Raw genomic sequence first — 24,636 nt, forward strand, 5'->3', positions numbered from 1 at the left:
GTAAATCTAATGGCTAAAAAATCAATGATTGCTAAGAACAAACGTCCAGCGAAGTTCTCTACTCAAGCTTATACTCGTTGTGAAAAATGTGGTCGTCCACATTCAGTTTACCGCAAATTTAAACTTTGCCGTGTTTGCTTCCGTGAATTAGCTTACAAAGGACAAATTCCTGGTGTAACAAAAGCATCTTGGTAATATCATGATACAAAGAGCGTAACAACCCCAGCAAAAATAGGAGATTTGGTGCAGGAGCGATGCTCCAAGACAAATCTATCTTTTTTGCCCAGGTTGTAGCTCTTGTTCAAATGAGATTATCTTGTTTGAATGTGTCAATACTATCTGAGCCCAGCTCAATCATTAACTAGCAAGTGCAACTTGCAAACTACTAGTAAGAGGAGAAAATAAAATGGTTATGACTGACCCAATCGCAGACTTCCTAACTCGTATTCGTAACGCTAACCAAGCAAAACACGAAGTACTTGAAGTACCTGCATCAAACATCAAAAAAGGGATTGCTGAAATCCTTAAACGCGAAGGTTTTGTTAAGAACGTAGAAATCATCGAAGATGACAAACAAGGCATCATCCGTGTATTCCTTAAATACGGACCAAACGGTGAAAAAGTTATCACTAACTTGAAACGTGTTTCTAAACCAGGACTTCGTGTCTATAAAAAACGTGAAGATCTTCCAAAAGTACTTAACGGTCTTGGAATTGCTATCCTTTCAACTTCAGAAGGTTTGCTTACTGATAAAGAAGCTCGCCAAAAGAACGTTGGTGGGGAAGTTATCGCTTACGTTTGGTAATATTTAGCTCTCAATTTCTTTGTGACTCTTCGTTATCGTCTCTTGCCTAACCCAAAGTTATGCCTGCGAGACGATGCCTAGATTCACTTTCAAATTGAAACCTAAACGTTCCTTTAAATCGAGAAATCGATTTAGCCCCCGTGAAAACTGGCCGTCATGGCCTGACAATTTAACAGGAGAATAAAAACATGTCACGTATTGGTAATAAAGTTATCGTGTTGCCTGCTGGTGTTGAAATCACTAACAATGACAACGTTGTAACTGTAAAAGGACCTAAAGGAGAACTTACTCGTGAGTTCTCAAAAGATATTGAGATTCGTGTGGAAGGTACTGAAGTAACTCTTCACCGTCCAAACGATTCAAAAGAAATGAAAACTATCCACGGAACTACTCGTGCTCTTTTGAACAACATGGTTATTGGCGTATCAGAAGGATTCAAGAAACAACTTGAAATGCGTGGGGTTGGTTACCGTGCACAACTTCAAGGATCAAAACTTGTTTTGGCTGTTGGTAAATCACATCCAGACGAAGTTGAAGCTCCAGAAGGAATTACTTTTGAACTTCCAAACCCAACAACAATCGTTGTTAGCGGAATTTCAAAAGAAGTAGTTGGTCAAACAGCTGCTTACGTACGTAGCCTTCGTTCACCAGAACCATACAAAGGTAAAGGTATCCGTTACGTTGGCGAATACGTTCGTCTTAAAGAAGGTAAAACAGGTAAATAATATTGAGTGGTTGATTTTCAGCCACCAATATCATTTCCAACTTTGTGCATAGCACACGATTTAAAACTAAAGAGGTGAAAACTGTGATTTCTAAACCAGATAAAAACAAACTCCGCCAAAAACGCCACCGTCGCGTTCGCGGAAAACTCTCTGGAACTGCTGATCGCCCACGTTTGAACGTATTCCGTTCTAATACAGGCATCTACGCTCAAGTTATTGATGACGTAGCGGGTGTAACGCTCGCAAGTGCTTCAACTCTTGACAAAGAAGTTTCAAAAGGAACAAAAACTGAACAAGCCGTTGCTGTCGGTAAACTCGTTGCAGAACGTGCAAACGCTAAAGGTATTTCAGAAGTGGTGTTCGACCGCGGTGGATATCTATATCACGGACGTGTGAAAGCTTTGGCTGATGCAGCTCGTGAAAACGGATTGAAATTCTAATAGGAGGACACTAGAAAATGGCATTTAAAGACAATGCAGTTGAATTAGAAGAACGCGTAGTTGCTGTTAACCGTGTTACTAAAGTTGTTAAAGGTGGACGTCGTCTTCGTTTTGCAGCTCTTGTAGTCGTTGGTGACCACAATGGTCGCGTAGGATTTGGTACTGGTAAAGCTCAAGAAGTTCCAGAAGCAATCCGCAAAGCAGTAGAAGATGCTAAGAAAAACTTGATCGAAGTTCCTATGGTTGGAACAACAATCCCACACGAAGTTATTTCAGAATTCGGTGGAGCTAAAGTATTGTTGAAACCAGCTGTAGAAGGTTCTGGGGTTGCCGCTGGTGGTGCTGTTCGTGCCGTTATCGAGTTGGCAGGTGTAGCTGATGTTACATCTAAATCTCTTGGCTCAAATACTCCAATCAACATTGTTCGCGCAACTGTTGAAGGTTTGAAACAATTGAAACGCGCTGAAGAAGTTGCTGCCCTTCGTGGTATTTCAGTTTCTGATTTGGCATAAGAAAGGGGATAAAATGGCTCAAATTAAAATTACTTTGACTAAGTCTCCAATCGGACGCATTCCATCACAACGTAAAACTGTTGTAGCACTTGGACTTGGCAAATTGAACAGCTCTGTTATTAAAGAAGATAACGCTGCAATTCGTGGTATGATCACGGCAGTATCTCACTTGGTAACAGTTGAAGAAGTAAACTAATGAAATTTTAGGGGATGTGCAGTATACCATCCCCTAAAACTAGATATAGTCATCTCTGATGACAAAGGTATAGGCGAGTTGATAGGAGAGACAACCTTTTCTCTCTTATTGGCGCTAGCATTTTACAAAAGAGGAGAAAATATATAATGAAACTTCATGAATTGAAACCTGCAGAAGGTTCTCGTAAAACTCGTAACCGTGTTGGTCGTGGTACTTCATCAGGTAACGGTAAAACATCTGGTCGTGGTCAAAAAGGTCAAAAAGCTCGTAGCGGTGGCGGAGTACGTCTTGGTTTTGAAGGTGGACAAACTCCATTGTTCCGTCGTCTTCCAAAACGTGGATTCACTAACATCAACGCTAAAGAATATGCAATTGTTAACCTTGACCAATTGAACGTCTTTGAAGATGGTGCAGAAGTAACTCCAGTTGTTCTTATCGAATCAGGAATTGTTAAAGCTGAAAAATCAGGCATCAAGATTCTTGGTAACGGTGAGTTGACTAAGAAATTGTCTGTAAAAGCAGCTAAATTCTCTAAATCAGCTGAAGAAGCTATCACTGCTAAAGGTGGTTCAGTAGAAGTCATCTAAGAGAGGTGACCTATGTTTTTTAAATTATTGAGAGAAGCCTTCAAAGTTAAGCAAGTTCGATCAAAAATTCTTTTTACAATTTTTATCGTCTTTGTCTTCCGTATCGGGACTAGCATTACGGTTCCATGGGTGAATGCCAATAGCTTGAATGCTTTGAGTGGTCTATCTTTTCTAAATATGTTAAGTTTGGTGTCTGGTAATGCCATGAAAAACTTTTCAGTTTTTGCACTTGGTGTTAGTCCATACATTACTGCTTCTATCGTTGTCCAACTTTTACAAATGGATTTATTACCAAAGTTTGTAGAGTGGGGTAAACAAGGGGAAGTTGGTCGTAGAAAATTGAACCAGGCAACACGATATATTGCCCTTGTTCTTGCATTCGTGCAATCTATCGGAATTACAGCTGGTTTTAATGCTTTATCTGGAGCCAAACTTTTGACTGTTCCTCTAACACCACAAGTTTTCCTTGTGATTGGAGCAATCCTAACAGCGGGTAGTATGATTGTAACTTGGTTGGGAGAGCAAATTACTGATAAGGGTTATGGGAATGGTGTTTCCATGATTATCTTTGCGGGGATTGTTGCTTCAATTCCTGATATGATCAAGGGTATCTATGTTGACTATTTTGTCAACGTACCAAGCGACCGCTTGACTTCATCCCTCATTTTTGTTGCTATCTTAATCGTAGCAGTCTTATTGATTGTTTACTTTACAACTTATGTTCAACAAGCTGAATATAAGATACCAATTCAGTATACTAAGGTAGCACAAGGAGCACCGTCAAGTTCCTATCTTCCATTGAAGATTAACCCTGCAGGAGTTATTCCAGTTATCTTTGCTAGCTCAATTACAGCAGCACCAGCGGCAATTTTACAATTTGTAAGTGCATCTGGTCTTGATTGGGCCTGGGTACGTAGTGCTCAGGAGTTACTATCTACAACAGCTCCTACAGGTATCGCTTTGTACGCTCTGTTGATTATCCTCTTTACATTCTTCTATACATTTGTACAGATTAATCCAGAGAAGGCAGCAGAAAATTTGCAAAAGAGCGGTGCTTATATCCACGGTGTCCGTCCTGGTAAAGGGACAGAAGAGTATATGTCAAAACTTCTTCGTCGTCTCGCAACAGTCGGCTCCCTCTTCTTAGGTGTTATTTCTATTTTACCTATTGTAGCTAAGGATTTATTCGGTCTTTCAGAAGTAGTTGCTTTTGGGGGAACAAGTCTTTTGATTATTATCTCAACAGGTATTGAAGGAATTAAACAATTGGAAGGTTATTTATTGAAACGTAAGTATGTTGGTTTCATGAATACAACAGAATAATTGTAATAGAAAAGAAAATTCACTATTGCTCAGAGAGTGGAGTTTAAAAATCAAAGACCTTGTCAGATTTTTATCTCCTCTCTTCTATTTTGTTTTTAAATAGGAGTTGAAATGAATTTTTGCTTCTATTTAAAAATAAAAAAGGAGTTTGAATCATGAATCTTTTGATTATGGGCTTACCTGGTGCAGGTAAGGGTACACAAGCAGCAAGAATTGTTGAACAATTCCATGTTGCTCATATCTCAACAGGTGATATGTTCCGTGCGGCAATGGCTAACCAAACTGAAATGGGTGTCTTAGCTAAGTCTTATATCGACAAAGGCGAGTTAGTTCCAGATGAAGTTACAAACGGAATCGTTAAAGAACGTTTGGCTCAAGATGACATTAAGGAAAAAGGATTCCTCTTAGACGGTTTCCCTCGTACCATTGAACAAGCCCACGCTTTGGATCAAATTTTGGTAGACCTTGGTCTTGAACTTGAGGGTGTAATCAATATTGAAGTGGATCCATCATGTCTACTCGAACGTTTGAGTGGTCGTATCATTCACCGTGAAACTGGCGAAACTTTCCACAAAGTTTTCAACCCACCAGTTGATTACAAAGAAGAAGACTACTATCAGCGTGAAGATGACAAACCTGAAACAGTAAAACGTCGTTTGGATGTCAATATTGCCCAAGGTGAACCGATTATTGCCCACTATCGTGCTAAAGGTTTGGTACATGATATCGAAGGTAATCAAGATATCAATGATGTTTTTGCAGATATCGAAAAAGTATTGACAAATTTGAAATAAAAGCGTTTTTCATGCTTGCAAAATGTCTCTACAAATGTTATACTGAATTAGTCTGACTTATAATTGTTGTCTCTGTGTCTAGAGGCATCAAATCGAAATTTATGGAGGTACTTTTGCGTGGCAAAAGACGATGTGATTGAAGTTGAAGGTAAAGTAGTTGATACTATGCCGAATGCAATGTTTACGGTTGAACTTGAAAATGGACATCAGATTTTAGCAACAGTTTCTGGTAAAATTCGTAAAAACTATATTCGTATTTTAGCGGGAGATCGTGTTACTGTCGAAATGAGTCCATATGACTTGACACGTGGACGTATCACTTACCGCTTTAAATAATCGAAAAACTTGGAGGGATAAGAAATGAAAGTAAGACCATCGGTCAAACCAATTTGCGAATACTGTAAAGTTATTCGTCGTAATGGTCGTGTTATGGTAATTTGCCCAGCAAATCCAAAACACAAACAACGTCAAGGATAAGATAGAAAGGAGAAAACATGGCTCGTATTGCTGGAGTTGACATTCCAAATGACAAACGCGTAGTAATTTCATTGACTTATGTGTACGGTATCGGACTTCCAACATCTAAGAAAATCTTGGCAGCTGCTGGAATTTCAGAAGATGTACGTGTTCGCGATCTTACACCAGATCAAGAAGATGCTATCCGTCGTGAAGTGGATGCAATTAAAGTTGAAGGTGACCTTCGTCGTGAAGTTAACTTGAACATCAAACGTTTGATGGAAATCGGTTCATACCGTGGTATCCGTCACCGTCGTGGACTTCCTGTCCGTGGACAAAACACTAAAAACAACGCTCGCACTCGTAAAGGTAAAGCTGTTGCGATTGCTGGTAAGAAAAAATAATATAGGAGGTAAAAGTCTTGGCTAAACCAACACGTAAACGTCGTGTGAAAAAGAATATCGAATCTGGTATTGCTCATATTCACGCTACATTTAATAACACTATTGTTATGATTACTGATGTGCATGGTAATGCAATTGCTTGGTCATCAGCTGGTGCTCTTGGTTTCAAAGGTTCTCGTAAATCTACACCATTTGCTGCTCAAATGGCTTCAGAAGCTGCTGCTAAATCTGCACAAGAACACGGTCTTAAGTCAGTTGAAGTTACTGTTAAAGGTCCAGGTTCTGGTCGTGAGTCAGCTATTCGTGCTCTTGCTGCCGCTGGTCTTGAAGTAACAGCAATTCGTGATGTGACTCCAGTGCCACACAATGGTGCTCGTCCTCCAAAACGTCGCCGTGTATAATCATAACCTTACACTGCTTTTCGTTTAAGAGGGAGTAACTAAATGATCGAGTTTGAAAAACCAAATATAACAAAAATTGATGAAAATAAAGATTATGGCAAGTTTGTAATCGAACCGCTTGAACGTGGTTATGGTACAACACTTGGTAACTCTCTTCGTCGTGTACTTCTAGCTTCTCTTCCAGGGGCTGCTGTAACATCTATCAATATCGAAGGTGTATTGCATGAATTTGATACAGTTCCAGGTGTTCGCGAAGACGTGATGCAAATCATTCTGAACATCAAAGGTATTGCAGTAAAATCTTATGTTAAAGACGAAAAGATCATTGAACTAGATGTGCAAGGTCCTGCTGAAATTACAGCTGGAGATATCTTGACAGATAGCGACATTGAAATTGTAAATCCAGATCATTATCTCTTTACAATCGGTGAAGGTTCTTCTCTAAGAGCGACAATGACTGTTAACAGTGGTCGTGGATATGTACCTGCTGATGAAAATAAAAAAGATAATGCACCAGTTGGAACACTTGCTGTAGATTCTATTTATACACCAGTTACAAAAGTCAACTATCAAGTTGAACCTGCTCGTGTAGGTAGCAATGATGGTTTCGACAAATTAACCCTTGAAATCTTGACTAATGGAACAATTATTCCAGAAGATGCTTTAGGGCTTTCAGCACGTATCTTGACAGAGCATCTTGATTTGTTTACAAATCTTACAGAGATTGCTAAGTCAGCAGAAGTGATGAAAGAAGCTGATACTGAATCGGACGACCGTATCTTGGAACGTACGATTGAGGAACTTGACTTGTCTGTGCGCTCATACAACTGTTTGAAACGTGCCGGTATCAATACTGTGCATGATTTGACAGAAAAATCTGAAGCAGAGATGATGAAAGTAAGAAATCTTGGACGCAAGAGTTTGGAAGAAGTGAAAGTCAAACTCATTGATTTGGGTCTTGGATTAAAAGATAAATAAAGGAGGAATAAATGGCTTACCGTAAACTAGGACGCACTAGCTCACAACGTAAAGCAATGCTTCGCGATTTGACAACTGACCTTTTGATCAACGAATCAATCGTGACAACTGAAGCTCGTGCTAAAGAAATCCGTAAAACTGTTGAAAAAATGATTACTCTAGGTAAACGTGGTGATTTGCATGCACGTCGTCAAGCAGCTGCTTTTGTACGTAATGAAATCGCATCTGAAAACTATGATGAAGCAACTGATAAGTACACTTCTACTACAGCACTTCAAAAATTGTTCTCAGAAATCGCACCTCGTTATGCTGAGCGTAACGGTGGATACACTCGTATCCTTAAAACTGAACCACGTCGTGGTGATGCAGCGCCAATGGCGATCATCGAATTAGTATAAAATCATCAATTTTGTTGAGTGTTATGATGATGGGGTCTTGTGCTCTTAGTCTAGCTCTGGTCTACCGCTAGGACTTATGTCCTAGCGGGAACACTCATCATAAGATGATAAGGTAGACGCTTGTTTACGAAATTGTTTTTTACTAAAGAACAATTTCGTAAGCAGGCGTTTTTGAGTATTTTATTAAGAAATATGCTATACTATTGAAAACGAAAATCAACAATGTTCATTTTTTCAAAAATATTCTATAAAGAGGTTATGAGCCAATATACTATCAGTTTCAAGTTCTAAACTAGCGACTTGGTAAAAAAAATATTAGTCTGGTATAAGATCAACTAAGAGATTTTTTAGGGTTTCAACTTGGATAATTGTTCACTATTAAGTGGTTTAGTTACTTTATCCCCCTTTTTTATTTTGTTTTTGGCCGAAATGGATATTGTTCTGTGTTAGAAACGGAGTTTAATCATGAAAGCTATTATTACTGTTGTTGGTAAAGATAAATCTGGAATTGTTGCAGGTGTTGCGACAAAAATTGCTGAATTAGGCTTAAATATTGATGATATCTCACAAACAGTCTTGGACGAATTCTTTACAATGATGGCTGTGGTATCTAGTGATGAAAAACAAGATTTTACTCATCTTAGAAACGAATTTGAGGTTTTTGGTCAGACTTTGAATGTCAAAATCAATATTCAAAGTGCGGCTATTTTTGATGCTATGTACAATATCTAGGAGGTATTTATGGATATTAGACAAGTTACCGAAACAATCGCTATGATTGAGGAGCAAAACTTTGACATTAGAACCATTACCATGGGGATTTCCCTTTTGGACTGTATCGATCCAGATATCAATCGTGCTGCGGATAAAATATATGAAAAGATTACTACAAAAGCAGCTAATTTAGTGGCTGTTGGGGATGAAATCGCTGCGGAGTTGGGCATTCCCATTGTAAATAAACGGGTATCAGTTACTCCAATTTCCTTGATTGGTGCTGCTACCGATGCGACGGATTATGTAGTCTTAGCTAAAGCACTGGATAAAGCTGCAAAAGAAATTGGCGTTGACTTCATTGGTGGTTTTTCAGCCTTGGTACAAAAGGGTTATCAAAAAGGTGATGAAATCCTCATCAACTCTATTCCTCGTGCCTTAGCAGAAACGGATAAGGTTTGTTCATCAGTAAATATCGGTTCTACCAAATCGGGCATCAATATGACTGCAGTAGCGGATATGGGACGCATTATCAAGGAAACAGCTTCTTTATCTGATATGGGGGCGGCTAAATTGGTTGTATTTGCCAACGCGGTAGAGGACAATCCTTTTATGGCAGGCGCTTTTCATGGTGTAGGTGAAGCAGATGTCATCATCAATGTAGGTGTTTCAGGACCGGGTGTTGTCAAACGTGCCTTGGAAAAAGTTCGAGGTCAGAGCTTTGATGTTGTTGCTGAAACTGTTAAAAAAACAGCTTTCAAGATTACCCGTATTGGTCAATTGGTTGGTCAAATGGCTAGTGAGCGCCTCGGAGTTGATTTTGGGATTGTCGATTTGAGTTTAGCTCCAACTCCAGCAGTGGGTGATTCTGTAGCTCGTGTTCTTGAAGAAATGGGGCTAGAGACAGTTGGGACTCATGGAACGACTGCTGCATTGGCTCTCCTGAACGATCAAGTTAAAAAAGGCGGAGTTATGGCTTGCAACCAAGTTGGTGGTTTGTCAGGTGCTTTTATTCCAGTTTCTGAGGACGAGGGGATGATTGCTGCAGTGCAAAACGGATCCCTTAATTTGGAAAAATTAGAAGCTATGACAGCTATCTGTTCAGTTGGTTTGGATATGATTGCCATTCCTGAGGAAACACCTGCAGAAACGATTGCGGCAATGATTGCGGATGAAGCTGCTATCGGAGTCATCAACATGAAAACAACTGCTGTACGTATTATTCCAAAAGGAAAAGAAGGCGATATGATTGAATTTGGTGGCCTTTTAGGAACAGCTCCAGTCATGAAGGTCAACGGTGCATCATCTGTTGATTTTATTGCACGTGGAGGACAAATCCCGGCTCCAATCCATAGTTTTAAAAATTAAAAAGAAGTGGAATCTGTTTAAGTTGGATTTAAGGATAGACCTGTATACTACTATTATTAAATAAAGACCTCCTAACTTTATTTAATTAAAATCCTAACTTTTTCATAATAATCTCCTACAAAAGTCACTCTTTGGAGTGACTTTTGTTTTATATCAAGAGAAAATAAAGAAAGTAGCATGTTCAAATTTGTAAATTTGTTCAAAAATAAGATGATTTAAAGGATGAAACTAGTTTTTTTATTCTGTAAAATGGGCTAAAACCTTGCTATGATTGGCTTTTTGAAAAATTATGGTATAATAGTAGTAGTTTTAATAGATGGAGTTGAATTTTGAAAAAACGCTTTCGTGTAAAAAAAGAGAAAGATTTTAGTGCAATATTTAAAAAAGGGGAGAGTTTTGCTAATCGTAAATTTGTTATTTATCGATTAGAAAATAATGTACAGCATTTTCGAGTTGGCCTATCTGTCAGTAAAAAATTAGGAAACGCTGTCACGAGGAATCAGATCAAAAGAAGAATTCGACATATTCTGATTGAACATAAAAATCAGTTGGTTGAAAATGTAGATTTTGTTGTGATTGCTCGAAAAGGTGTTGAAATCTTGGACTACGCGGAAATGGAAAAAAATCTACTTCACGTATTAAAGTTATCAAAGATTTACCAGGAAGGAAATGGGAGTGAAAAAGAAATTACAGTTGACTAGCTTAATGGTGCTTGCTTTATTTGTGATGAGCGCCTGCACGGCTAGTGGTACGACGAGTGAGATTACAGCTGAATCAACAGATTTTTGGAGTAAATTTGTTTATTTTTTTGCTGAAATCATTCGCTTTTTATCATTTGATACAAGTATTGGTCTGGGGATTATATTATTTACCCTTCTGATTAGAACGATTCTTCTACCAGTCTTTCAGATACAAATGGTGGCATCTAGAAAGATGCAAGAAGTACAACCACTGGTTAAGGAGTTGCGAGAACGTTATCCGGGACGGGATATGGAGAGCCGTACCAAGTTGGACCAAGAAATGCGTCAGTTGTTCAAGCAACATGGTGTCAAACAGTCAGCTTCTCTTTGGCCAATCTTAATCCAAATGCCAGTCTTGTTGGCCTTGTTCCAAGCTTTGAGTAGGGTAGAATTTCTAAAAACGGGTCATTTCTTATGGATTAACCTTGGTGGTGTTGATACGACTTTCGTTTTGCCTATTTTGGCAGCTATCTTTACTTTCCTTAGCACCTGGTTATCCAATAAGGCCATGGTTGAGAAAAATGGCGCCATGACAGGAATGATGTATGCAATGCCAGTCATGATTTTCTTCTTTGCCATGTATTCACCAAGTGGGGTCGCCTTATACTGGGCGGTATCCAATGCTTATCAGGTGCTCCAAACCTATCTGCTCAACAATCCATTTAAGATTATTGCAGAGCGTGAGGCAGGAGTACAGGCTAAGAAGGATTTAGAAATCAAGAAGAGAAAAGCTCTCAAGAAAGCACAGAAAAAGAAAAAGTAAGGAGGAATCTTGTAATGGTATTATTTACAGGTTCAACTGTTGAGGAAGCGATCCAAACGGGATTGAAGGAATTGGGGATTCCTAGAATGAAGGCGCATATCAAGGTTGTCTCAAGGGAGAAAAAAGGTTTCTTTGGCCTTTTTGGGAAGAAACCAGCGCAAGTTGATATCGAAGCAATTAGTGAGACAACTGTTGTGAAGGCAAATCAGCAAGCAGTTAAGGGAGTTCCAAAGGAAGTTAATGCTAAGAACGAACCCGTTAAGACTGTTAGTGAAGCAACAGTAGACTTAGGCCATGTTGTTGAAGCAATCAAAAAAATCGAGGAAGAAGGACAAGGGATCTCTGAAGAAGTTAAGGCTGAAATTCTTAAAAATGAGAAAGAAGCTAGTACAATTTTAGAGGAGACTGGTCATATTGCCATTCTAAAAGATTTACTGCCAGAAGAATCTAAAGAGCAGGAAGAAGTCGAGCAGAATGATGATTTAGAAAACCTAGGCTTGAAGATTGAGCCGACCTACGATATTGACCAGGTTGTTGAAGAAGTGACCAACTATGTTCAAGGTATTATTGATGATATGGATGTTGAGGGAGCAATCTCAAGCACTTCAAATCGCCGTTCTATCAATATGCAAATTGATACTAATGAACCAGGTCGTATTATCGGTTACCACGGGAAGGTCTTGAAATCTCTTCAGCTCTTAGCACAAAATTATCTTTATAACCGCTATTCAAGAACCTTCTATATTACCATCAATGTTAATGACTATGTAGAGCACCGTGCAGAAGTCTTGCAGAGCTATGCACAGAAGTTAGCTACACGTGTCCTAGAAGAGGGACGAAGCCAGGTGACTGATCCAATGTCTAGTAGCGAACGTAAAATTATCCATCGTATCATCTCACGTATGGAAGGTGTCACTAGTTATTCAGAAGGTGATGAGCCAAATCGTTACGTTGTCGTGGATACAGAATAGTCAAAGCAAAATCAGGGTATCCCTGATTTTTTGCTAGCTAAGGGAGATTGAGCCTATGTTGAATACAATGAGAGACTACCTTGCATACTCTGGCTTACAGTATCAAAAACCAGAGAAGGCAGGACAAGATGCTGAGAAAATGCTATATTTGAGGAGTAAGGGACAGGAAGCTAGAAAGGCTTTTACAGAACTGGCTAAAGCTTTTCAAGCAAGGCATCCAGAATGGATACTGCAAAGATCGAGTCAGTGGATGAATCAAGCCCAACGTTTGCGACCCCATTTCTGGGCCTATTTGCAGCGTGAGGGAAGAGTGACAGAACCTATGTTGGCCCTTCGTTTGTATGGAAGCCCTTCTGATTTTGGAATTTCACTAGAAGTGAGTTTTATTGAACGTAAGAAGGATGAGCGAACTTTAGATAAACAGGCCAAGGCCCTAGAAGTTCCAGTGGTAGAAGGGATTTATTATTTAGCATACTCAGAGGGAGAAAGTCAAAGGATGGAGGCTACTGAGGAAAATCGCCAAGTTTTAAGAGAAAAACTATCCCATCAGGAAGTCCGAAAAGTTTTAGTGAAGATAGATGTTCCGGTGACAGAAAATTCATCTGAAGAAGAAATCGTAAAAGCTCTACTGAAATCTTATGACAAAATTCTTCCATTTTATCTAGCTACAAGAAAATAAGATAATCATTAAAATATCATAAATCATACAGTCCAAGAGTGAACAGTCCGCTGTGTAATTCTTGGTCTTTTTGTTTCCGTTTTCAAATTATATAATAAACTTACAAAAACAATTCAGAAGGAGAACAATTATGGAAGTCATTTCAAGTGTTCTAAATTGGTTTTCTAGCAATATTTTGCAGAATCCCGCATTTTTCGTAGGTTTATTGGTGCTAATAGGATACGCACTTTTGAAAAAACCTGCTCATGACGTTTTCTCAGGTTTCGTTAAAGCAACAGTAGGATATATGTTGCTCAACGTGGGTGCTGGTGGTTTGGTTACAACCTTCCGTCCAATCTTGGCAGCCCTTAACTATAAATTCCAAATCGGTGCGGCCGTTATCGACCCTTACTTTGGACTTGCTGCAGCAAACAACAAAATTGCAGCAGAGTTTCCAGATTTCGTTGGGACTGCAACTACAGCTCTATTGATCGGTTTTGGAGTAAATATCTTGCTTGTAGCTCTACGCAAGATTACGAAAGTAAGAACCCTCTTTATTACTGGTCACATCATGGTACAACAAGCTGCGACTGTATCTCTTATGGTTCTATTCTTAGTCCCACAATTGCGCAATGCTTATGGTACAGCAGCAATCGGTATCATCTGTGGCCTTTACTGGGCAGTTAGTTCAAATATGACTGTTGAGGCAACTCAACGCTTGACTGGTGGTGGCGGATTTGCGATTGGTCACCAACAACAATTTGCAATCTGGTTTGTAGATAAAGTAGCAGGACGCTTTGGTAAGAAAGAAGAAAGTCTAGACAATCTTAAATTGCCTAAATTCCTCTCTATCTTCCACGATACAGTTGTTGCATCTGCTACCTTGATGCTCGTATTCTTCGGAGCCATTCTTTTAATCTTGGGTCCAGACATTATGTCTAATAAAGAAGTCATCACTTCAGGAACTCTATTCAATCCTGCAAAACAAGATTTCTTTATGTACATTATCCAAACAGCTTTCACCTTCTCTGTTTACTTGTTCGTTTTGATGCAAGGTGTCCGCATGTTCGTATCTGAGTTGACAAATGCCTTCCAAGGTATTTCAAACAAATTGTTGCCTGGTTCATTCCCAGCGGTTGACGTTGCAGCTTCTTATGGATTTGGTTCTCCAAACGCGGTCTTGTCAGGATTTGCCTTTGGTTTGATTGGTCAATTGATTACAATTGTCTTGCTCATCGTCTTTAAAAACCCTATCCTTATTATTACAGGATTTGTACCAGTGTTCTTTGATAATGCAGCCATCGCGGTCTATGCTGATAAGCGTGGCGGATGGAAAGCAGCCGTTATCCTATCCTTCATTTCAGGTGTCCTACAAGTTGCTCTAGGAGCTCTCTGTGTAGCCCTTCTCGACTTAGCATCTTACGGTGGTTACCATGGAAATATCGACTTTGAATTCCCATGGCTTGGATTTGGCTATATCTTCAAATACCTCGGTATTGTTGGTTATGTACTTGTGTGTCTCTTCTTGCTTGTTATTCCTCAACTTCAATTTGCCAAAGCAAAAGATAAAGAGAAATATTACAACGGTGAAGTTCAAGAAGAAGCTTAGTATCTAGAAAAGGAGAAAATAAAATGGTTAAAGTATTAGCAGCGTGCGGAAATGGAATGGGTTCATCTATGGTTATCAAGATGAAGGTTGAAAATGCCCTCCGTAAGCTTAATCAAACAGACTTTACAGTCAATTCATGCAGTGTTGGTGAAGCAAAAGGTTTAGCAGCAGGCTATGACATCGTAATCGCTTCTCTTCATTTGATCCAAGAATTGGAAGGTCGGACTAATGGGAAGTTAATCGGGCTTGACAACTTGATGGATGATAAAGAAATCACTGAAAAACTCAGTCAAGCACTACAGTAAAAGGTTGGAGGGGGCTGGACAGAAACTGAGAGTCATCGTTTCTGTCCTTCTCCCTCTTTAAATAAAGGAGGCAGATATGAATTTAAAACAAGCTTTAATTGAAAATGACTCAATCCGACTAGGTCTAGAAGCTAACGATTGGAAGGAAGCAGTCAGGGTAGCAGTAGATCCCTTGATTGAAAGTGGGGCGATTTTGCCAGAGTATTACGATGCTATCATCGAATCGACTGAAGAGTATGGTCCTTACTATATCTTGATGCCAGGTATGGCTATGCCCCATGCTAGACCTGAAGCTGGAGTGCAAAGAGATGCCTTTTCATTGATTACCTTGCAAAATCCTGTTGTATTTTCAGATGGGAAAGAGGTCTCTGTTTTGTTGGCACTAGCAGCAACAAGCTCAAAAATTCACACAAGTGTAGCCATTCCACAAATCATAGCCTTATTTGAATTAGAAGATTCTATTGCACGTTTACAGGCTTGCCAGACTAAAGAAGATGTCTTGGCGATGATCGAAGAATCTAAGGATAGCCCTTATCTTGAAGGATTGGATTTGGAAAGTTAGAAAGAGGAATAAAGAAATGACAAAAAGAATACCTAATTTACAAGTTGCATTAGACCATTCAGACTTGCAAGGAGCGATTAAAGCAGCTGTCTCTGTTGGTCACGAAGTAGATATTATCGAAGCTGGAACTGTTTGTTTGCTTCAAGTTGGAAGTGAACTGGTTGAAGTCTTACGTAGCCTTTTCCCAGATAAGATTATTGTGGCAGATACAAAATGTGCTGATGCTGGTGGAACAGTTGCCAAAAATAATGCCGTTCGTGGAGCAGATTGGATGACTTGTATCTGTTGTGCAACCATCCCTACTATGGAAGCAGCTCTAAAGGCTATCAAGGCTGAACGTGGGGACCGAGGCGAAATCCAGATCGAGCTTTATGGTGATTGGACTTTTGAACAAGCTCAGCTTTGGCTAGATGCAGGTATCTCACAAGCTATCTATCACCAATCTCGTGATGCCCTTCTTGCTGGTGAAACTTGGGGTGAAAAAGACCTCAATAAGGTTAAAAAACTCATTGACATGGGCTTCCGAGTTTCTGTAACAGGTGGTCTAGATGTAGATACTCTCAAACTCTTTGAAGGCGTTGATGTCTTTACCTTTATCGCAGGTCGTGGAATTACGGAGGCTGCGGATCCAGCAGGAGCAGCGCGTGCCTTCAAGGATGAAATCAAACGGATTTGGGGGTAAACCATGGCACGTCCAATTGGAATTTATGAAAAGGCAACCCCGACCCACTTTACTTGGATAGAACGTTTAAATTTTGCTAAGGAGTTAGGCTTTGATTTTGTCGAGATGTCTATTGATGAACGTGACGAGCGTTTAGCAAGACTTGACTGGAGCAAGGAAGAGCGCTTGGAAGTTGTCAAAGCGATCTATGAAACTGGAGTTCGTATTCCTTCTATCTGTTTTTCAGGTCATCGTCGCTACCCATTGGGATCAAATGATCCAGTTCTAGAGGAAAAATCTCTGGAACTCATGAAAAAATGTATCGAATTAGCTCAGGATTTGGGAGTTCGTACGATTCAATTAGCTGGTTACGACGTTTACTATGAGGAAAAGTCATCCCAGACACGCCAACGTTTTATCAAAAATTTGAGAAAAGCTTGTGACTGGGCAGAAGAAGCTCAGGTGGTACTTGCCATCGAAATTATGGATGATCCTTTCATCAATAGCATCGAAAAATACTTGGCTGTAGAGAAAGAGATTGACTCTCCCTACCTCTTTGTCTATCCAGATATTGGGAATGTGTCTGCATGGCATAATGATATCTACAGTGAGTTTTATCTCGGCCATCATGCTATTGCAGCTCTCCATCTCAAGGATACTTATGCAGTGACAGAAAGTTCAAAGGGCCAATTCCGAGATGTACCTTTTGGGCAAGGTTGTGTCAAATGGGAAGAAGCTTTCGATATTTTAAAGCAAACCAATTATAATGGTCCTTTCCTAATCGAAATGTGGTCTGAAAATTGTGAAACTGTAGAAGAAACACGCGCAGCCATTCAAGAGGCCCAAGCCTTTCTCTACCCACTCATTAAGAAAGCAGGTTTGATGTAAGATGAATCAAGTAATCAATGCTATGCGTAAACGAGTCTGTGATGCCAATCAATCATTGCCAAAACATGGACTTGTTAAATTTACCTGGGGCAATGTATCGGAAGTCAATCGCGAACTCGGTGTCATTGTTATCAAACCATCAGGTGTAGACTATGACGAATTGACCCCTGAAAACATGGTGGTAACTGACCTGGATGGCAAGGTTCTAGAAGGAGATTTAAGACCATCTTCGGACCTTCCAACTCATGTGCAGTTATATAAGGCTTGGCCAGAGATTGCTAGTGTGGTCCATACCCATTCGACAGAAGCTGTTGGTTGGGCTCAGGCAGGTCGTGATATTCCTTTCTATGGAACAACTCATGCGGATTATTTCTACGGTTCAATTCCTTGCGCCCGTAGTTTGACCAAGGATGAAGTAGAAGTAGCTTATGAAAAAGATACTGGCCTAGTTATCGTAGAAGAGTTTGAACGTCGTGGTCTAAATCCTGTTGAAGTACCAGGGATTGTCGTACGTAATCACGGTCCATTTACCTGGGGCAAAAATCCAGAGAATGCTGTCTATCACTCTGTTGTACTAGAGGAAGTGTCTAAGATGAATCGTTTCACAGAGCAAATCAATCCAAGAGTTGAACCTGCTCCCCAGTACATCCTAGAAAAGCACTACCAACGTAAACATGGACCAAATGCTTATTACGGTCAAAAGAAATAAGAAATTGAATTGAAAAGAGGCTAGGACCTTACGATCCAAGCCTCGCTTTTGTAGTTGTAAGTATCCACTGTTAAGAGTTTACAGCACATAATTGCAAAGTCTGTACGAATGTGATACCATTATAAAGTTGTTTTGGAAGCGATTGACAAATAGAGGAGTATGAATTATGGTTTTAGATAAGGCGAGCTGTGACTTGCTTCAATATTTGATGGATCAAGAAACGTCCAAAACGATTATGACGATTTCAAAAGATCTAGCTCAATCTCGAAGAAAAATCTACTATCACATTGATAAAATCAATGATGCTTTGGATGATGAGAATTTGCATATCATCAGTCTGCCTCGGATTGGTATTCACTTAACCGAGGAACAAAGAGAAGCTTGTCGTCAATTATTAGACGAAGTTGATTCTTATGATTACATCATGAGCGCCAATGAGCGGATGCAGCTGATGCTCCTTCTGATTGGTATTTCCAAAGAGAGAATCACGCTTGAAAAACTCATGGAATTAACAGAAGTCTCTCGAAATACAGTCCTTAATGACTTAAATAGCATTCGTTACCAACTAACCTTGGAGCAGTATCAAGTAACGCTTCAAGTTAGCAAATCTCGAGGCTATTATCTAAATGCGCACCCTCTTAATAAAATCCAGTATCTTCAATCCCTTCTCTATCATGTCTTTATGGAAGAAAATCCAGCCTTTGTAGCTATTTTAGAGGAGAAAATCAAGGAGCGATTAGAAGGTGAGATGCTTCTTTCTGATGAGGTCAATCAATTCCTCGAAAAACAGGTTCCATTGGTTGAGCAGGATTTGGGGAAAAAAATAAACCATCACGAAGTCACTTTTATGCTACAGGTTCTCCCTTATCTTCTACTTGGATGTGATACCGTTACTCATAATCAGGATAAGCATAAAGAAATTGAGCAAGAATTTTCACTGATTCGAAAGAGAATTGAATATCAGGTATCAAAAAAACTAGGAGAGCGCTTGTTTGAAACATTTAGCATCTCGTTTTCGGAATTAGATAGATCTCTGTTAGCTATTCTTTTGTTATCCTATCGAAAAGATCGAGACATCCATGCAGAAAGTAAAGATTTTCAGCATTTGAGAATGGCTTTAGAAGAGTTTATTTGGTATTTTGAATCCCAAACCAGAATGGAGATTGAACAGAAAGAAGACTTGTTGAGGAATCTCGTGATTCATTGTAAGGCTCTACTATTTAGAAAAAATTATGGGATCTTCTCAAAAAATCCTTTAACTCGGCAGATTCGTTCCAAGTATAGTGAGCTTTTCGTAATTACAAAAAAATGTGCTGAAGTGCTAGAAGAAGCCTGGCAGATTCGATTGACGGATGATGAGATTGCCTATCTGACCATTCACGTTGGAGGATTTTTAAAGTATACTCCATCGATTCAAAACAATACCAAGAAGATTTATATTGTGTGTGATGAAGGAGTGGGCGTTTCTAAACTCTTACTTAAACAATGCCGCTTCTATCTTCCAAATGAACAGATAGGGGCAGTCTTTACCACTGAGCAGTTCAAAAGCGTGGAGGATATTACTCAGGTTGATTTGCTACTTACAACAAACGATGAACTTGAGAGTCGCTTCCCAGTGCTAAAGGTAAACCCTATACTTGAGGCAGAAGATATTTTACGCATAACAGACTTTATGAAAAATAAGGTTCTTCGAAAAGATGGTCGAACCTTCAAGGATAATCTCTCAACAATTATTGCTACCTATATATCTGATAAACACGCTGCAGCAAAATTACAAGAAGAAATTCAACTTTTAATCAACCAAGAATTAGTCATCCAAGCTTTTTTAGATGAATCATAAACATCACAGTCCAATGATGAACACAAGCCTGTGTTTTTCTTGGTCTTTTTTAATATATCGGTCGGTGTTATACTAAGTATGAAATGAATACTTGAACAAAATATGGAGGATTTCAAATGCCAAACGTAAAAGAAATTACAAGAGAATCATGGATTTTAGCTACTTTCCCAGAGTGGGGAACCTGGTTGAACGAAGAAATCGAAGAAGAAGTCGTTCCTGAAGGCAACTTTGCCATGTGGTGGCTAGGCAACTGTGGTACTTGGATTAAAACACCAGGTGGTGCTAACGTTGTCATGGACCTTTGGTCAAACCGTGGAAAATCAACTAAAAAAGTGAAAGATATGGTTCGTGGACACCAAATGGCAAATATGGCAGGTGTTCGTAAGTTGCAACCAAACTTGCGTGTTCAGCCAATGGTTATCGATCCATTTGCTATCAATGAACTCGACTACTACTTGGTTTCACACTTCCATAGTGACCATATCGACCCATATACAGCTGCAGCAATTCTCAACAATCCTAAGTTAGAGCATGTTAAGTTTATCGGACCTTACCATTGTGGACGAATCTGGGAAGGCTGGGGTGTTCCGAAAGAACGTATCATCGTTGTCAAACCAGGTGATACTATCGAACTAAAAGACATGAAGATTCATGCAGTAGAATCATTTGACCGTACTTGTTTGGTAACTCTACCAGTGAACGGTGCTGATGAGACAGGTGGTGAACTTGCTGGCTTAGCTGTTACAGATGAAGAAATGGCTCAAAAGGCTGTTAACTATGTCTTTGAAACACCAGGTGGAACCATTTATCATGGTGCGGATTCTCACTTCTCAAACTACTTTGCGAAACATGGTAAAGACTTCAAAATTGATGTTGCTTTGAATAACTATGGTGAAAACCCAGTAGGTATCCAAGATAAAATGACATCTATCGACCTTCTTCGCATGGCAGAAAATCTACGTGCTAAAGTCATTATCCCAGTTCACTATGATATCTGGTCTAACTTCATGGCTTCTACGAATGAAATCCTAGAACTTTGGAAAATGAGAAAAGATCGCTTGCAATACGATTTCCATCCATTTATCTGGGAAGTTGGTGGTAAATACACTTATCCTCAAGACCAACACTTAATAGAATATCATCACCCACGTGGTTTTGATGACTGCTTCGAACAAGACTCAAATATCCAATTCAAAGCCTTGCTTTAATATAAAAATTTTTTCTGGAGGTTATCCGTATGTTGCACGATACGGATAATTTTCATATAATAGTAAAATAAGATGCGTGATAGACCTATCACCTCAAAGAGAAAGGAAATTCTATGTCAAATCTATCTGTTAATGCGATTCGTTTTCTAGGTATTGACGCTATCAATAAAGCGAACTCAGGTCACCCAGGGGTGGTTATGGGAGCTGCACCGATGGCATACAGCCTATTCACTAAAGAACTTCGTATCAATCCAGCCCAACCAAACTGGATTAACCGGGACCGTTTCATTCTTTCAGCTGGTCACGGATCAATGCTTCTTTATGCCCTTCTTCACCTTTCAGGATTTGAAGATGTGAGCATGGATGAAGTGAAGAACTTCCGTCAATGGGGCTCTAAAACTCCAGGTCACCCAGAATTCGGTCATACAGCAGGGGTTGATGCAACAACAGGCCCTCTAGGACAAGGGATTGCGACTGCGACAGGTTTTGCACAAGCAGAACGTTTCCTTGCAGCTAAGTATAACCGTGAAGGTTATAACATCTTTGACCACTATACTTACGTTATCTGTGGTGATGGTGACTTGATGGAAGGTGTTTCAAGCGAAGCCGCTTCTTATGCAGGCTTGCAAAAGCTTGACAAGTTGGTTGTTCTTTATGATTCAAATGATATCAACTTGGATGGTGAGACAAAAGATTCATTCACAGAAAGTGTTCGCGATCGTTACAATGCCTACGGTTGGCATACAGCCTTGGTAGAAGATGGAACAGACTTAGAAGCTATTCATGCTGCTATTGAAGAAGCTAAGGCTTCAGGCAAACCATCTTTGATCGAAGTGAAAACTGTTATTGGTTATGGTTCTCCAAACAAACAAGGGACTAACGCTGTACACGGTGCTCCTCTTGGTGCAGACGAAACTGCTGCAACTCGCCAAGCACTGGGTTGGGACTACGAACCGTTTGAAATTCCAGCAGAAGTTTATGCTGATTTCAAAGAAAATGTTGCAGACCGTGGTGCATCAGCATACGAAGCATGGACAAAACTTGTTGCAGATTATAAAGAAGCTCATCCAGAACTTGCTGCAGAAGTGGAAGCAATCATCGAAGGTCGTGATCCAGTTGAATTGACTCCAGAAGACTTCCCAGCTTTAGAAAATGGCTTCTCTCAAGCAACTCGTAACTCAAGCCAGGATGCTTTGAATGTTGTAGCTGCTAAATTGCCAACCTTCCTTGGTGGATCAGCTGACCTTGCTCATTCAAACATGACTTACATCAAAACTGACGGACTTCAAGATGATGCAAATCGCTTAAATCGTAACATTCAGTTTGGTGTTCGTGAATTTGCAATGGGTACTGTCTTGAACGGAATGGCTCTTCACGGTGGACTTCGAGTTTATGGTGGAACTTTCTTCGTATTCTCAGACTACCTTAAAGCAGCAGTTCGTTTGTCAGCCTTACAAGGTCTTCCAGTGACTTATGTCTTCACTCACGATTCAATCGCAGTTGGTGAAGATGGACCAACTCATGAACCGATTGAGCACTTGGCAGGTCTTCGTGCGATTCCAAACCTTAATGTTTTCCGCCCAGCAGATGCGCGTGAAACTCAAGCGGCTTGGTATCAAGCAGTGAAGAGCGAGAAAACACCGACTGTTCTTGTCTTGACTCGTCAAAACTTGACTGTTGAGGAAGGAACAGACTTTGACAAGGTTGCGAAAGGTGCTTATGTTGTCTATGAAAATGCAGCAGACTTTGATACAATTTTGATTGCGACTGGTTCAGAGGTTAATCTGGCTGTTGCAGCTGCTAAAGAATTGGCAAGTCAAGGTGGAAAAGTTCGCGTAGTTAGCATGCCATCTACAGATGTATTTGATGCACAAGATGCAGCATATAAAGAAGAGATTTTACCAAATGCAGTTCGTCGCCGTGTAGCAGTTGAAATGGGAGCAACTCAAAACTGGTACAAATACGTTGGTCTTGATGGAGCGGTTCTCGGTATTGATACCTTTGGAGCGTCTGCCCCAGCACCAAAAGTTTTAGCAGAATATGGATTTACAGTTGAAAACTTAGTAGAACTTGTAAACAACTTGAAATAAGAAAAATCAGGGCATTTGCTCTGGTTTTTTATTGACCTAAAATCAAGGTGCAATCTTGTAAAAACAAGTGAAATTTGATATAGTAGTTTTATCTGAATTACAAAGGAGAAAAAATAATGGGTGGGAATTTAACATTCTTGATTATGCTTGTTTTGATGTTTGGCTTGATGTTCTTCATGCAACGTTCTCAAAAGAAACAAGCTGAAAAACGTATGGAGAGCCTTAACAAACTTCAAAAAGGCTACGAAGTAATCACTATCGGTGGTCTCTACGGTACAGTCGATGAAGTTGATACTGAAAACAAAACGATTGTACTTGATGTAGACGGAGTATACTTGACTTTCGAATTAGGTGCAATTAGAACAGTTTTGCCAGTCAAAGAAGCTGTCACACCTGAAGGCGCAGTTATCGAAGAAGGCAGTGCTATTGAAGAATAAAACGGGGTGGAATGCATTCCCGTTTTTCTATAAATGAGAGGAACAATGATGAAAAAAGTTGTCTTTGTCTGTCTTGGCAATATTTGTCGTAGTCCTATGGCGGAATTTGTAATGAAATCCCTGACCGATAAATATGAGATTCAAAGTCGAGCGACTTCTTCCTGGGAACACGGTAATCCAATCCACAAAGGGACGCAAGGCATCTTTCGAAGTCATGGCGTTCCTTATGATACTTCGAAAACTTCCCAACAAATTTCTAAAAAAGATTTTGAGTATTTTGACTATATCATTGGGATGGATGAGTCTAATCTCGCTGATTTGCATCAGGTGTGTCCACAGGATCAACAATATAAGATACAGCCTTTTGCATCTGAAAGCGTTCCAGATTCCTGGTATACAGGTGATTTTGAAGAAACTTATGACCGAGTTTTAACTGGTTGCCAGACTTGGTTAAGTCGCTTAGAAAATGAGAGTGAACATGGAAAATTTAAAAAAACTCTATGAAAAATATAGTGTCTATTTAACACGTCCCCGTTTAGAAATTGCGACAGTGATCGTCATTGTTATCTGTGCAGGTCTCGTATTTCTGACCAATCTTCCAAAACAGGGCGTTCTTAAGCTTGATAACGATGCTATTATTTATGACGGGAGCCTAGTTCGTGGTAAGATGAATGGTCAGGGCACTGTTACCTTCTCAAACGGTGATACCTATACTGGAGAATTTAGCAATGGTGCCTTCAATGGTAAAGGTACCTACCAAGCTAAAGCAGGTTGGGTATATGAGGGAGACTTTGTAAATGGCCAAGCTGAAGGAAAAGGAAAACTGACTACCGAACAAGAAGTCGTCTATGAAGGGGATTTCAAACAAGGTTTATTTCAACAAGCACAATAACCTCCTCCTAGAAGGAGGTATTCTTCCAGAACTATAGAAAGCGCTTACATGGAAACAAAAGACATTTCCAACCCCTCTTTACAACTAAGTTTGTGAAAAATAAAACTTTTTTAAAAACATTCACAAACTAGTAGCTCAAAAGTATCTGCAAAAGGGTGTTTGACATCATTTTCACAAACAAACAAAAAAAGTTTGTGAAATGCTC

Annotated in this window: 33 protein-coding genes; all 33 read left to right on the plus strand. The window is 39.7% G+C overall.

Annotated features, from left to right (window positions below; all coding sequences use genetic code 11):
* Positions 1-9: 9 nt before the first annotated feature.
* The 33 genes from HMPREF2619_RS02815 (at position 10) to HMPREF2619_RS02975 (ending at position 24,431) form a co-directional block, all read left to right on the plus strand.
* Positions 10-195, plus strand: a complete 186-nt coding sequence (locus HMPREF2619_RS02815; protein ID WP_001085697.1) for a type Z 30S ribosomal protein S14 — start codon at positions 10-12, stop codon at positions 193-195.
* Positions 196-406: 211 nt separating this feature from the next.
* Positions 407-805, plus strand: coding sequence for a 30S ribosomal protein S8 (gene rpsH, locus HMPREF2619_RS02820; protein WP_000245504.1), 399 nt, complete (start codon positions 407-409; stop codon positions 803-805).
* Positions 806-993: 188 nt separating this feature from the next.
* Positions 994-1,530, plus strand: coding sequence for a 50S ribosomal protein L6 (gene rplF / locus HMPREF2619_RS02825; protein WP_000086625.1), 537 nt, complete (start codon positions 994-996; stop codon positions 1,528-1,530).
* 83 nt (positions 1,531-1,613) lie between these two features.
* Positions 1,614-1,970: a 50S ribosomal protein L18 gene (gene rplR / locus HMPREF2619_RS02830; protein WP_000624044.1), complete on the plus strand. Its 357-nt coding sequence runs from the start codon at positions 1,614-1,616 to the stop codon at positions 1,968-1,970.
* A 17-nt stretch (positions 1,971-1,987) separates the two neighbouring features.
* Complete coding sequence (gene rpsE / locus HMPREF2619_RS02835) at positions 1,988-2,482, plus strand: 30S ribosomal protein S5 (RefSeq protein WP_000874203.1); 495 nt, start codon at positions 1,988-1,990, stop codon at positions 2,480-2,482.
* A 13-nt stretch (positions 2,483-2,495) separates the two neighbouring features.
* Positions 2,496-2,678, plus strand: coding sequence for a 50S ribosomal protein L30 (rpmD, locus tag HMPREF2619_RS02840; RefSeq protein WP_000057241.1), 183 nt, complete (start codon positions 2,496-2,498; stop codon positions 2,676-2,678).
* A gap of 146 nt (positions 2,679-2,824) precedes the next feature.
* Positions 2,825-3,265, plus strand: coding sequence for a 50S ribosomal protein L15 (gene rplO, locus HMPREF2619_RS02845; RefSeq protein ID WP_000766079.1), 441 nt, complete (start codon positions 2,825-2,827; stop codon positions 3,263-3,265).
* Between the two features lie 12 nt (positions 3,266-3,277).
* Entirely contained in the window at positions 3,278-4,588 is a 1,311-nt protein-coding gene (secY, locus tag HMPREF2619_RS02850; RefSeq protein ID WP_049526520.1) for a preprotein translocase subunit SecY, read from the plus strand.
* A gap of 155 nt (positions 4,589-4,743) precedes the next feature.
* The gene (locus HMPREF2619_RS02855) at positions 4,744-5,382 is read left to right on the plus strand and encodes an adenylate kinase (RefSeq protein WP_070458876.1); all 639 of its coding nucleotides are present in this window, start codon (positions 4,744-4,746) and stop codon (positions 5,380-5,382) included.
* A gap of 117 nt (positions 5,383-5,499) precedes the next feature.
* The gene (gene infA, locus HMPREF2619_RS02860; protein WP_001029883.1) at positions 5,500-5,718 is read left to right on the plus strand and encodes a translation initiation factor IF-1; all 219 of its coding nucleotides are present in this window, start codon (positions 5,500-5,502) and stop codon (positions 5,716-5,718) included.
* A 24-nt stretch (positions 5,719-5,742) separates the two neighbouring features.
* The gene (gene rpmJ / locus HMPREF2619_RS02865; protein ID WP_001808836.1) at positions 5,743-5,859 is read left to right on the plus strand and encodes a 50S ribosomal protein L36; all 117 of its coding nucleotides are present in this window, start codon (positions 5,743-5,745) and stop codon (positions 5,857-5,859) included.
* Between the two features lie 17 nt (positions 5,860-5,876).
* Positions 5,877-6,242, plus strand: a complete 366-nt coding sequence (gene rpsM, locus HMPREF2619_RS02870; protein ID WP_000090783.1) for a 30S ribosomal protein S13 — start codon at positions 5,877-5,879, stop codon at positions 6,240-6,242.
* 17 nt (positions 6,243-6,259) lie between these two features.
* Complete coding sequence (gene rpsK / locus HMPREF2619_RS02875; protein WP_001118385.1) at positions 6,260-6,643, plus strand: 30S ribosomal protein S11; 384 nt, start codon at positions 6,260-6,262, stop codon at positions 6,641-6,643.
* Positions 6,644-6,685: 42 nt separating this feature from the next.
* Positions 6,686-7,621, plus strand: a complete 936-nt coding sequence (locus HMPREF2619_RS02880) for a DNA-directed RNA polymerase subunit alpha (protein WP_070458878.1) — start codon at positions 6,686-6,688, stop codon at positions 7,619-7,621.
* A gap of 11 nt (positions 7,622-7,632) precedes the next feature.
* Positions 7,633-8,019: a 50S ribosomal protein L17 gene (rplQ, locus tag HMPREF2619_RS02885; RefSeq protein ID WP_000331493.1), complete on the plus strand. Its 387-nt coding sequence runs from the start codon at positions 7,633-7,635 to the stop codon at positions 8,017-8,019.
* Positions 8,020-8,484: 465 nt separating this feature from the next.
* The gene (locus HMPREF2619_RS02890; protein ID WP_000644115.1) at positions 8,485-8,751 is read left to right on the plus strand and encodes an ACT domain-containing protein; all 267 of its coding nucleotides are present in this window, start codon (positions 8,485-8,487) and stop codon (positions 8,749-8,751) included.
* Between the two features lie 9 nt (positions 8,752-8,760).
* A complete protein-coding gene (locus HMPREF2619_RS02895) occupies positions 8,761-10,098 on the plus strand; it encodes a PFL family protein (protein ID WP_070458880.1) in 1,338 nt (445 codons plus the stop codon).
* Between the two features lie 329 nt (positions 10,099-10,427).
* Positions 10,428-10,799, plus strand: a complete 372-nt coding sequence (rnpA, locus tag HMPREF2619_RS02900) for a ribonuclease P protein component (RefSeq protein ID WP_070458883.1) — start codon at positions 10,428-10,430, stop codon at positions 10,797-10,799.
* Positions 10,774-11,601, plus strand: a complete 828-nt coding sequence (locus tag HMPREF2619_RS02905; RefSeq protein WP_186821479.1) for a YidC/Oxa1 family membrane protein insertase — start codon at positions 10,774-10,776, stop codon at positions 11,599-11,601. The genes rnpA and HMPREF2619_RS02905 overlap by 26 nt, the downstream gene beginning before the upstream one ends.
* Positions 11,602-11,615: 14 nt before the next feature.
* A complete protein-coding gene (gene jag, locus HMPREF2619_RS02910) occupies positions 11,616-12,572 on the plus strand; it encodes an RNA-binding cell elongation regulator Jag/EloR (protein ID WP_049504883.1) in 957 nt (318 codons plus the stop codon).
* 55 nt (positions 12,573-12,627) lie between these two features.
* Complete coding sequence (locus HMPREF2619_RS02915; RefSeq protein WP_070458887.1) at positions 12,628-13,251, plus strand: ribonuclease P; 624 nt, start codon at positions 12,628-12,630, stop codon at positions 13,249-13,251.
* Between the two features lie 130 nt (positions 13,252-13,381).
* On the plus strand, positions 13,382-14,839 hold the full coding sequence (locus HMPREF2619_RS02920; protein WP_070458889.1) for a PTS ascorbate transporter subunit IIC: 1,458 nt from the start codon (positions 13,382-13,384) through the stop codon (positions 14,837-14,839).
* Positions 14,840-14,862: 23 nt separating this feature from the next.
* A complete protein-coding gene (locus HMPREF2619_RS02925; protein ID WP_000241466.1) occupies positions 14,863-15,144 on the plus strand; it encodes a PTS sugar transporter subunit IIB in 282 nt (93 codons plus the stop codon).
* A gap of 76 nt (positions 15,145-15,220) precedes the next feature.
* On the plus strand, positions 15,221-15,706 hold the full coding sequence (locus tag HMPREF2619_RS02930; protein ID WP_070458891.1) for a PTS sugar transporter subunit IIA: 486 nt from the start codon (positions 15,221-15,223) through the stop codon (positions 15,704-15,706).
* A gap of 16 nt (positions 15,707-15,722) precedes the next feature.
* Positions 15,723-16,388, plus strand: a complete 666-nt coding sequence (locus HMPREF2619_RS02935) for a 3-keto-L-gulonate-6-phosphate decarboxylase UlaD (protein ID WP_061863926.1) — start codon at positions 15,723-15,725, stop codon at positions 16,386-16,388.
* A 3-nt stretch (positions 16,389-16,391) separates the two neighbouring features.
* Positions 16,392-17,255, plus strand: a complete 864-nt coding sequence (locus tag HMPREF2619_RS02940) for an L-ribulose-5-phosphate 3-epimerase (protein WP_070458893.1) — start codon at positions 16,392-16,394, stop codon at positions 17,253-17,255.
* Position 17,256: 1 nt separating this feature from the next.
* Positions 17,257-17,964: an L-ribulose-5-phosphate 4-epimerase gene (locus HMPREF2619_RS02945; RefSeq protein WP_006153388.1), complete on the plus strand. Its 708-nt coding sequence runs from the start codon at positions 17,257-17,259 to the stop codon at positions 17,962-17,964.
* 166 nt (positions 17,965-18,130) lie between these two features.
* Positions 18,131-19,804 (plus strand): BglG family transcription antiterminator, encoded by a 1,674-nt coding sequence (locus tag HMPREF2619_RS02950; RefSeq protein WP_070458895.1) that lies wholly within the window; start codon positions 18,131-18,133, stop codon positions 19,802-19,804.
* 116 nt (positions 19,805-19,920) lie between these two features.
* A complete protein-coding gene (ulaG, locus tag HMPREF2619_RS02955; protein WP_006153413.1) occupies positions 19,921-21,012 on the plus strand; it encodes an L-ascorbate 6-phosphate lactonase in 1,092 nt (363 codons plus the stop codon).
* A gap of 113 nt (positions 21,013-21,125) precedes the next feature.
* Positions 21,126-23,102, plus strand: coding sequence for a transketolase (gene tkt / locus HMPREF2619_RS02960; RefSeq protein WP_070458897.1), 1,977 nt, complete (start codon positions 21,126-21,128; stop codon positions 23,100-23,102).
* A gap of 116 nt (positions 23,103-23,218) precedes the next feature.
* Positions 23,219-23,539, plus strand: coding sequence for a preprotein translocase subunit YajC (gene yajC / locus HMPREF2619_RS02965; protein ID WP_000509386.1), 321 nt, complete (start codon positions 23,219-23,221; stop codon positions 23,537-23,539).
* Between the two features lie 48 nt (positions 23,540-23,587).
* Positions 23,588-24,043: a low molecular weight protein-tyrosine-phosphatase gene (locus HMPREF2619_RS02970; RefSeq protein WP_070458908.1), complete on the plus strand. Its 456-nt coding sequence runs from the start codon at positions 23,588-23,590 to the stop codon at positions 24,041-24,043.
* A complete protein-coding gene (locus tag HMPREF2619_RS02975; RefSeq protein WP_070458899.1) occupies positions 24,018-24,431 on the plus strand; it encodes an MORN repeat-containing protein in 414 nt (137 codons plus the stop codon). The genes HMPREF2619_RS02970 and HMPREF2619_RS02975 overlap by 26 nt, the downstream gene beginning before the upstream one ends.
* The last annotated feature ends 205 nt before the right edge of the window (positions 24,432-24,636 follow it).

The organism is Streptococcus sp. HMSC074B11, from assembly GCF_001808705.1.
GTDB lineage: Bacteria > Bacillota > Bacilli > Lactobacillales > Streptococcaceae > Streptococcus.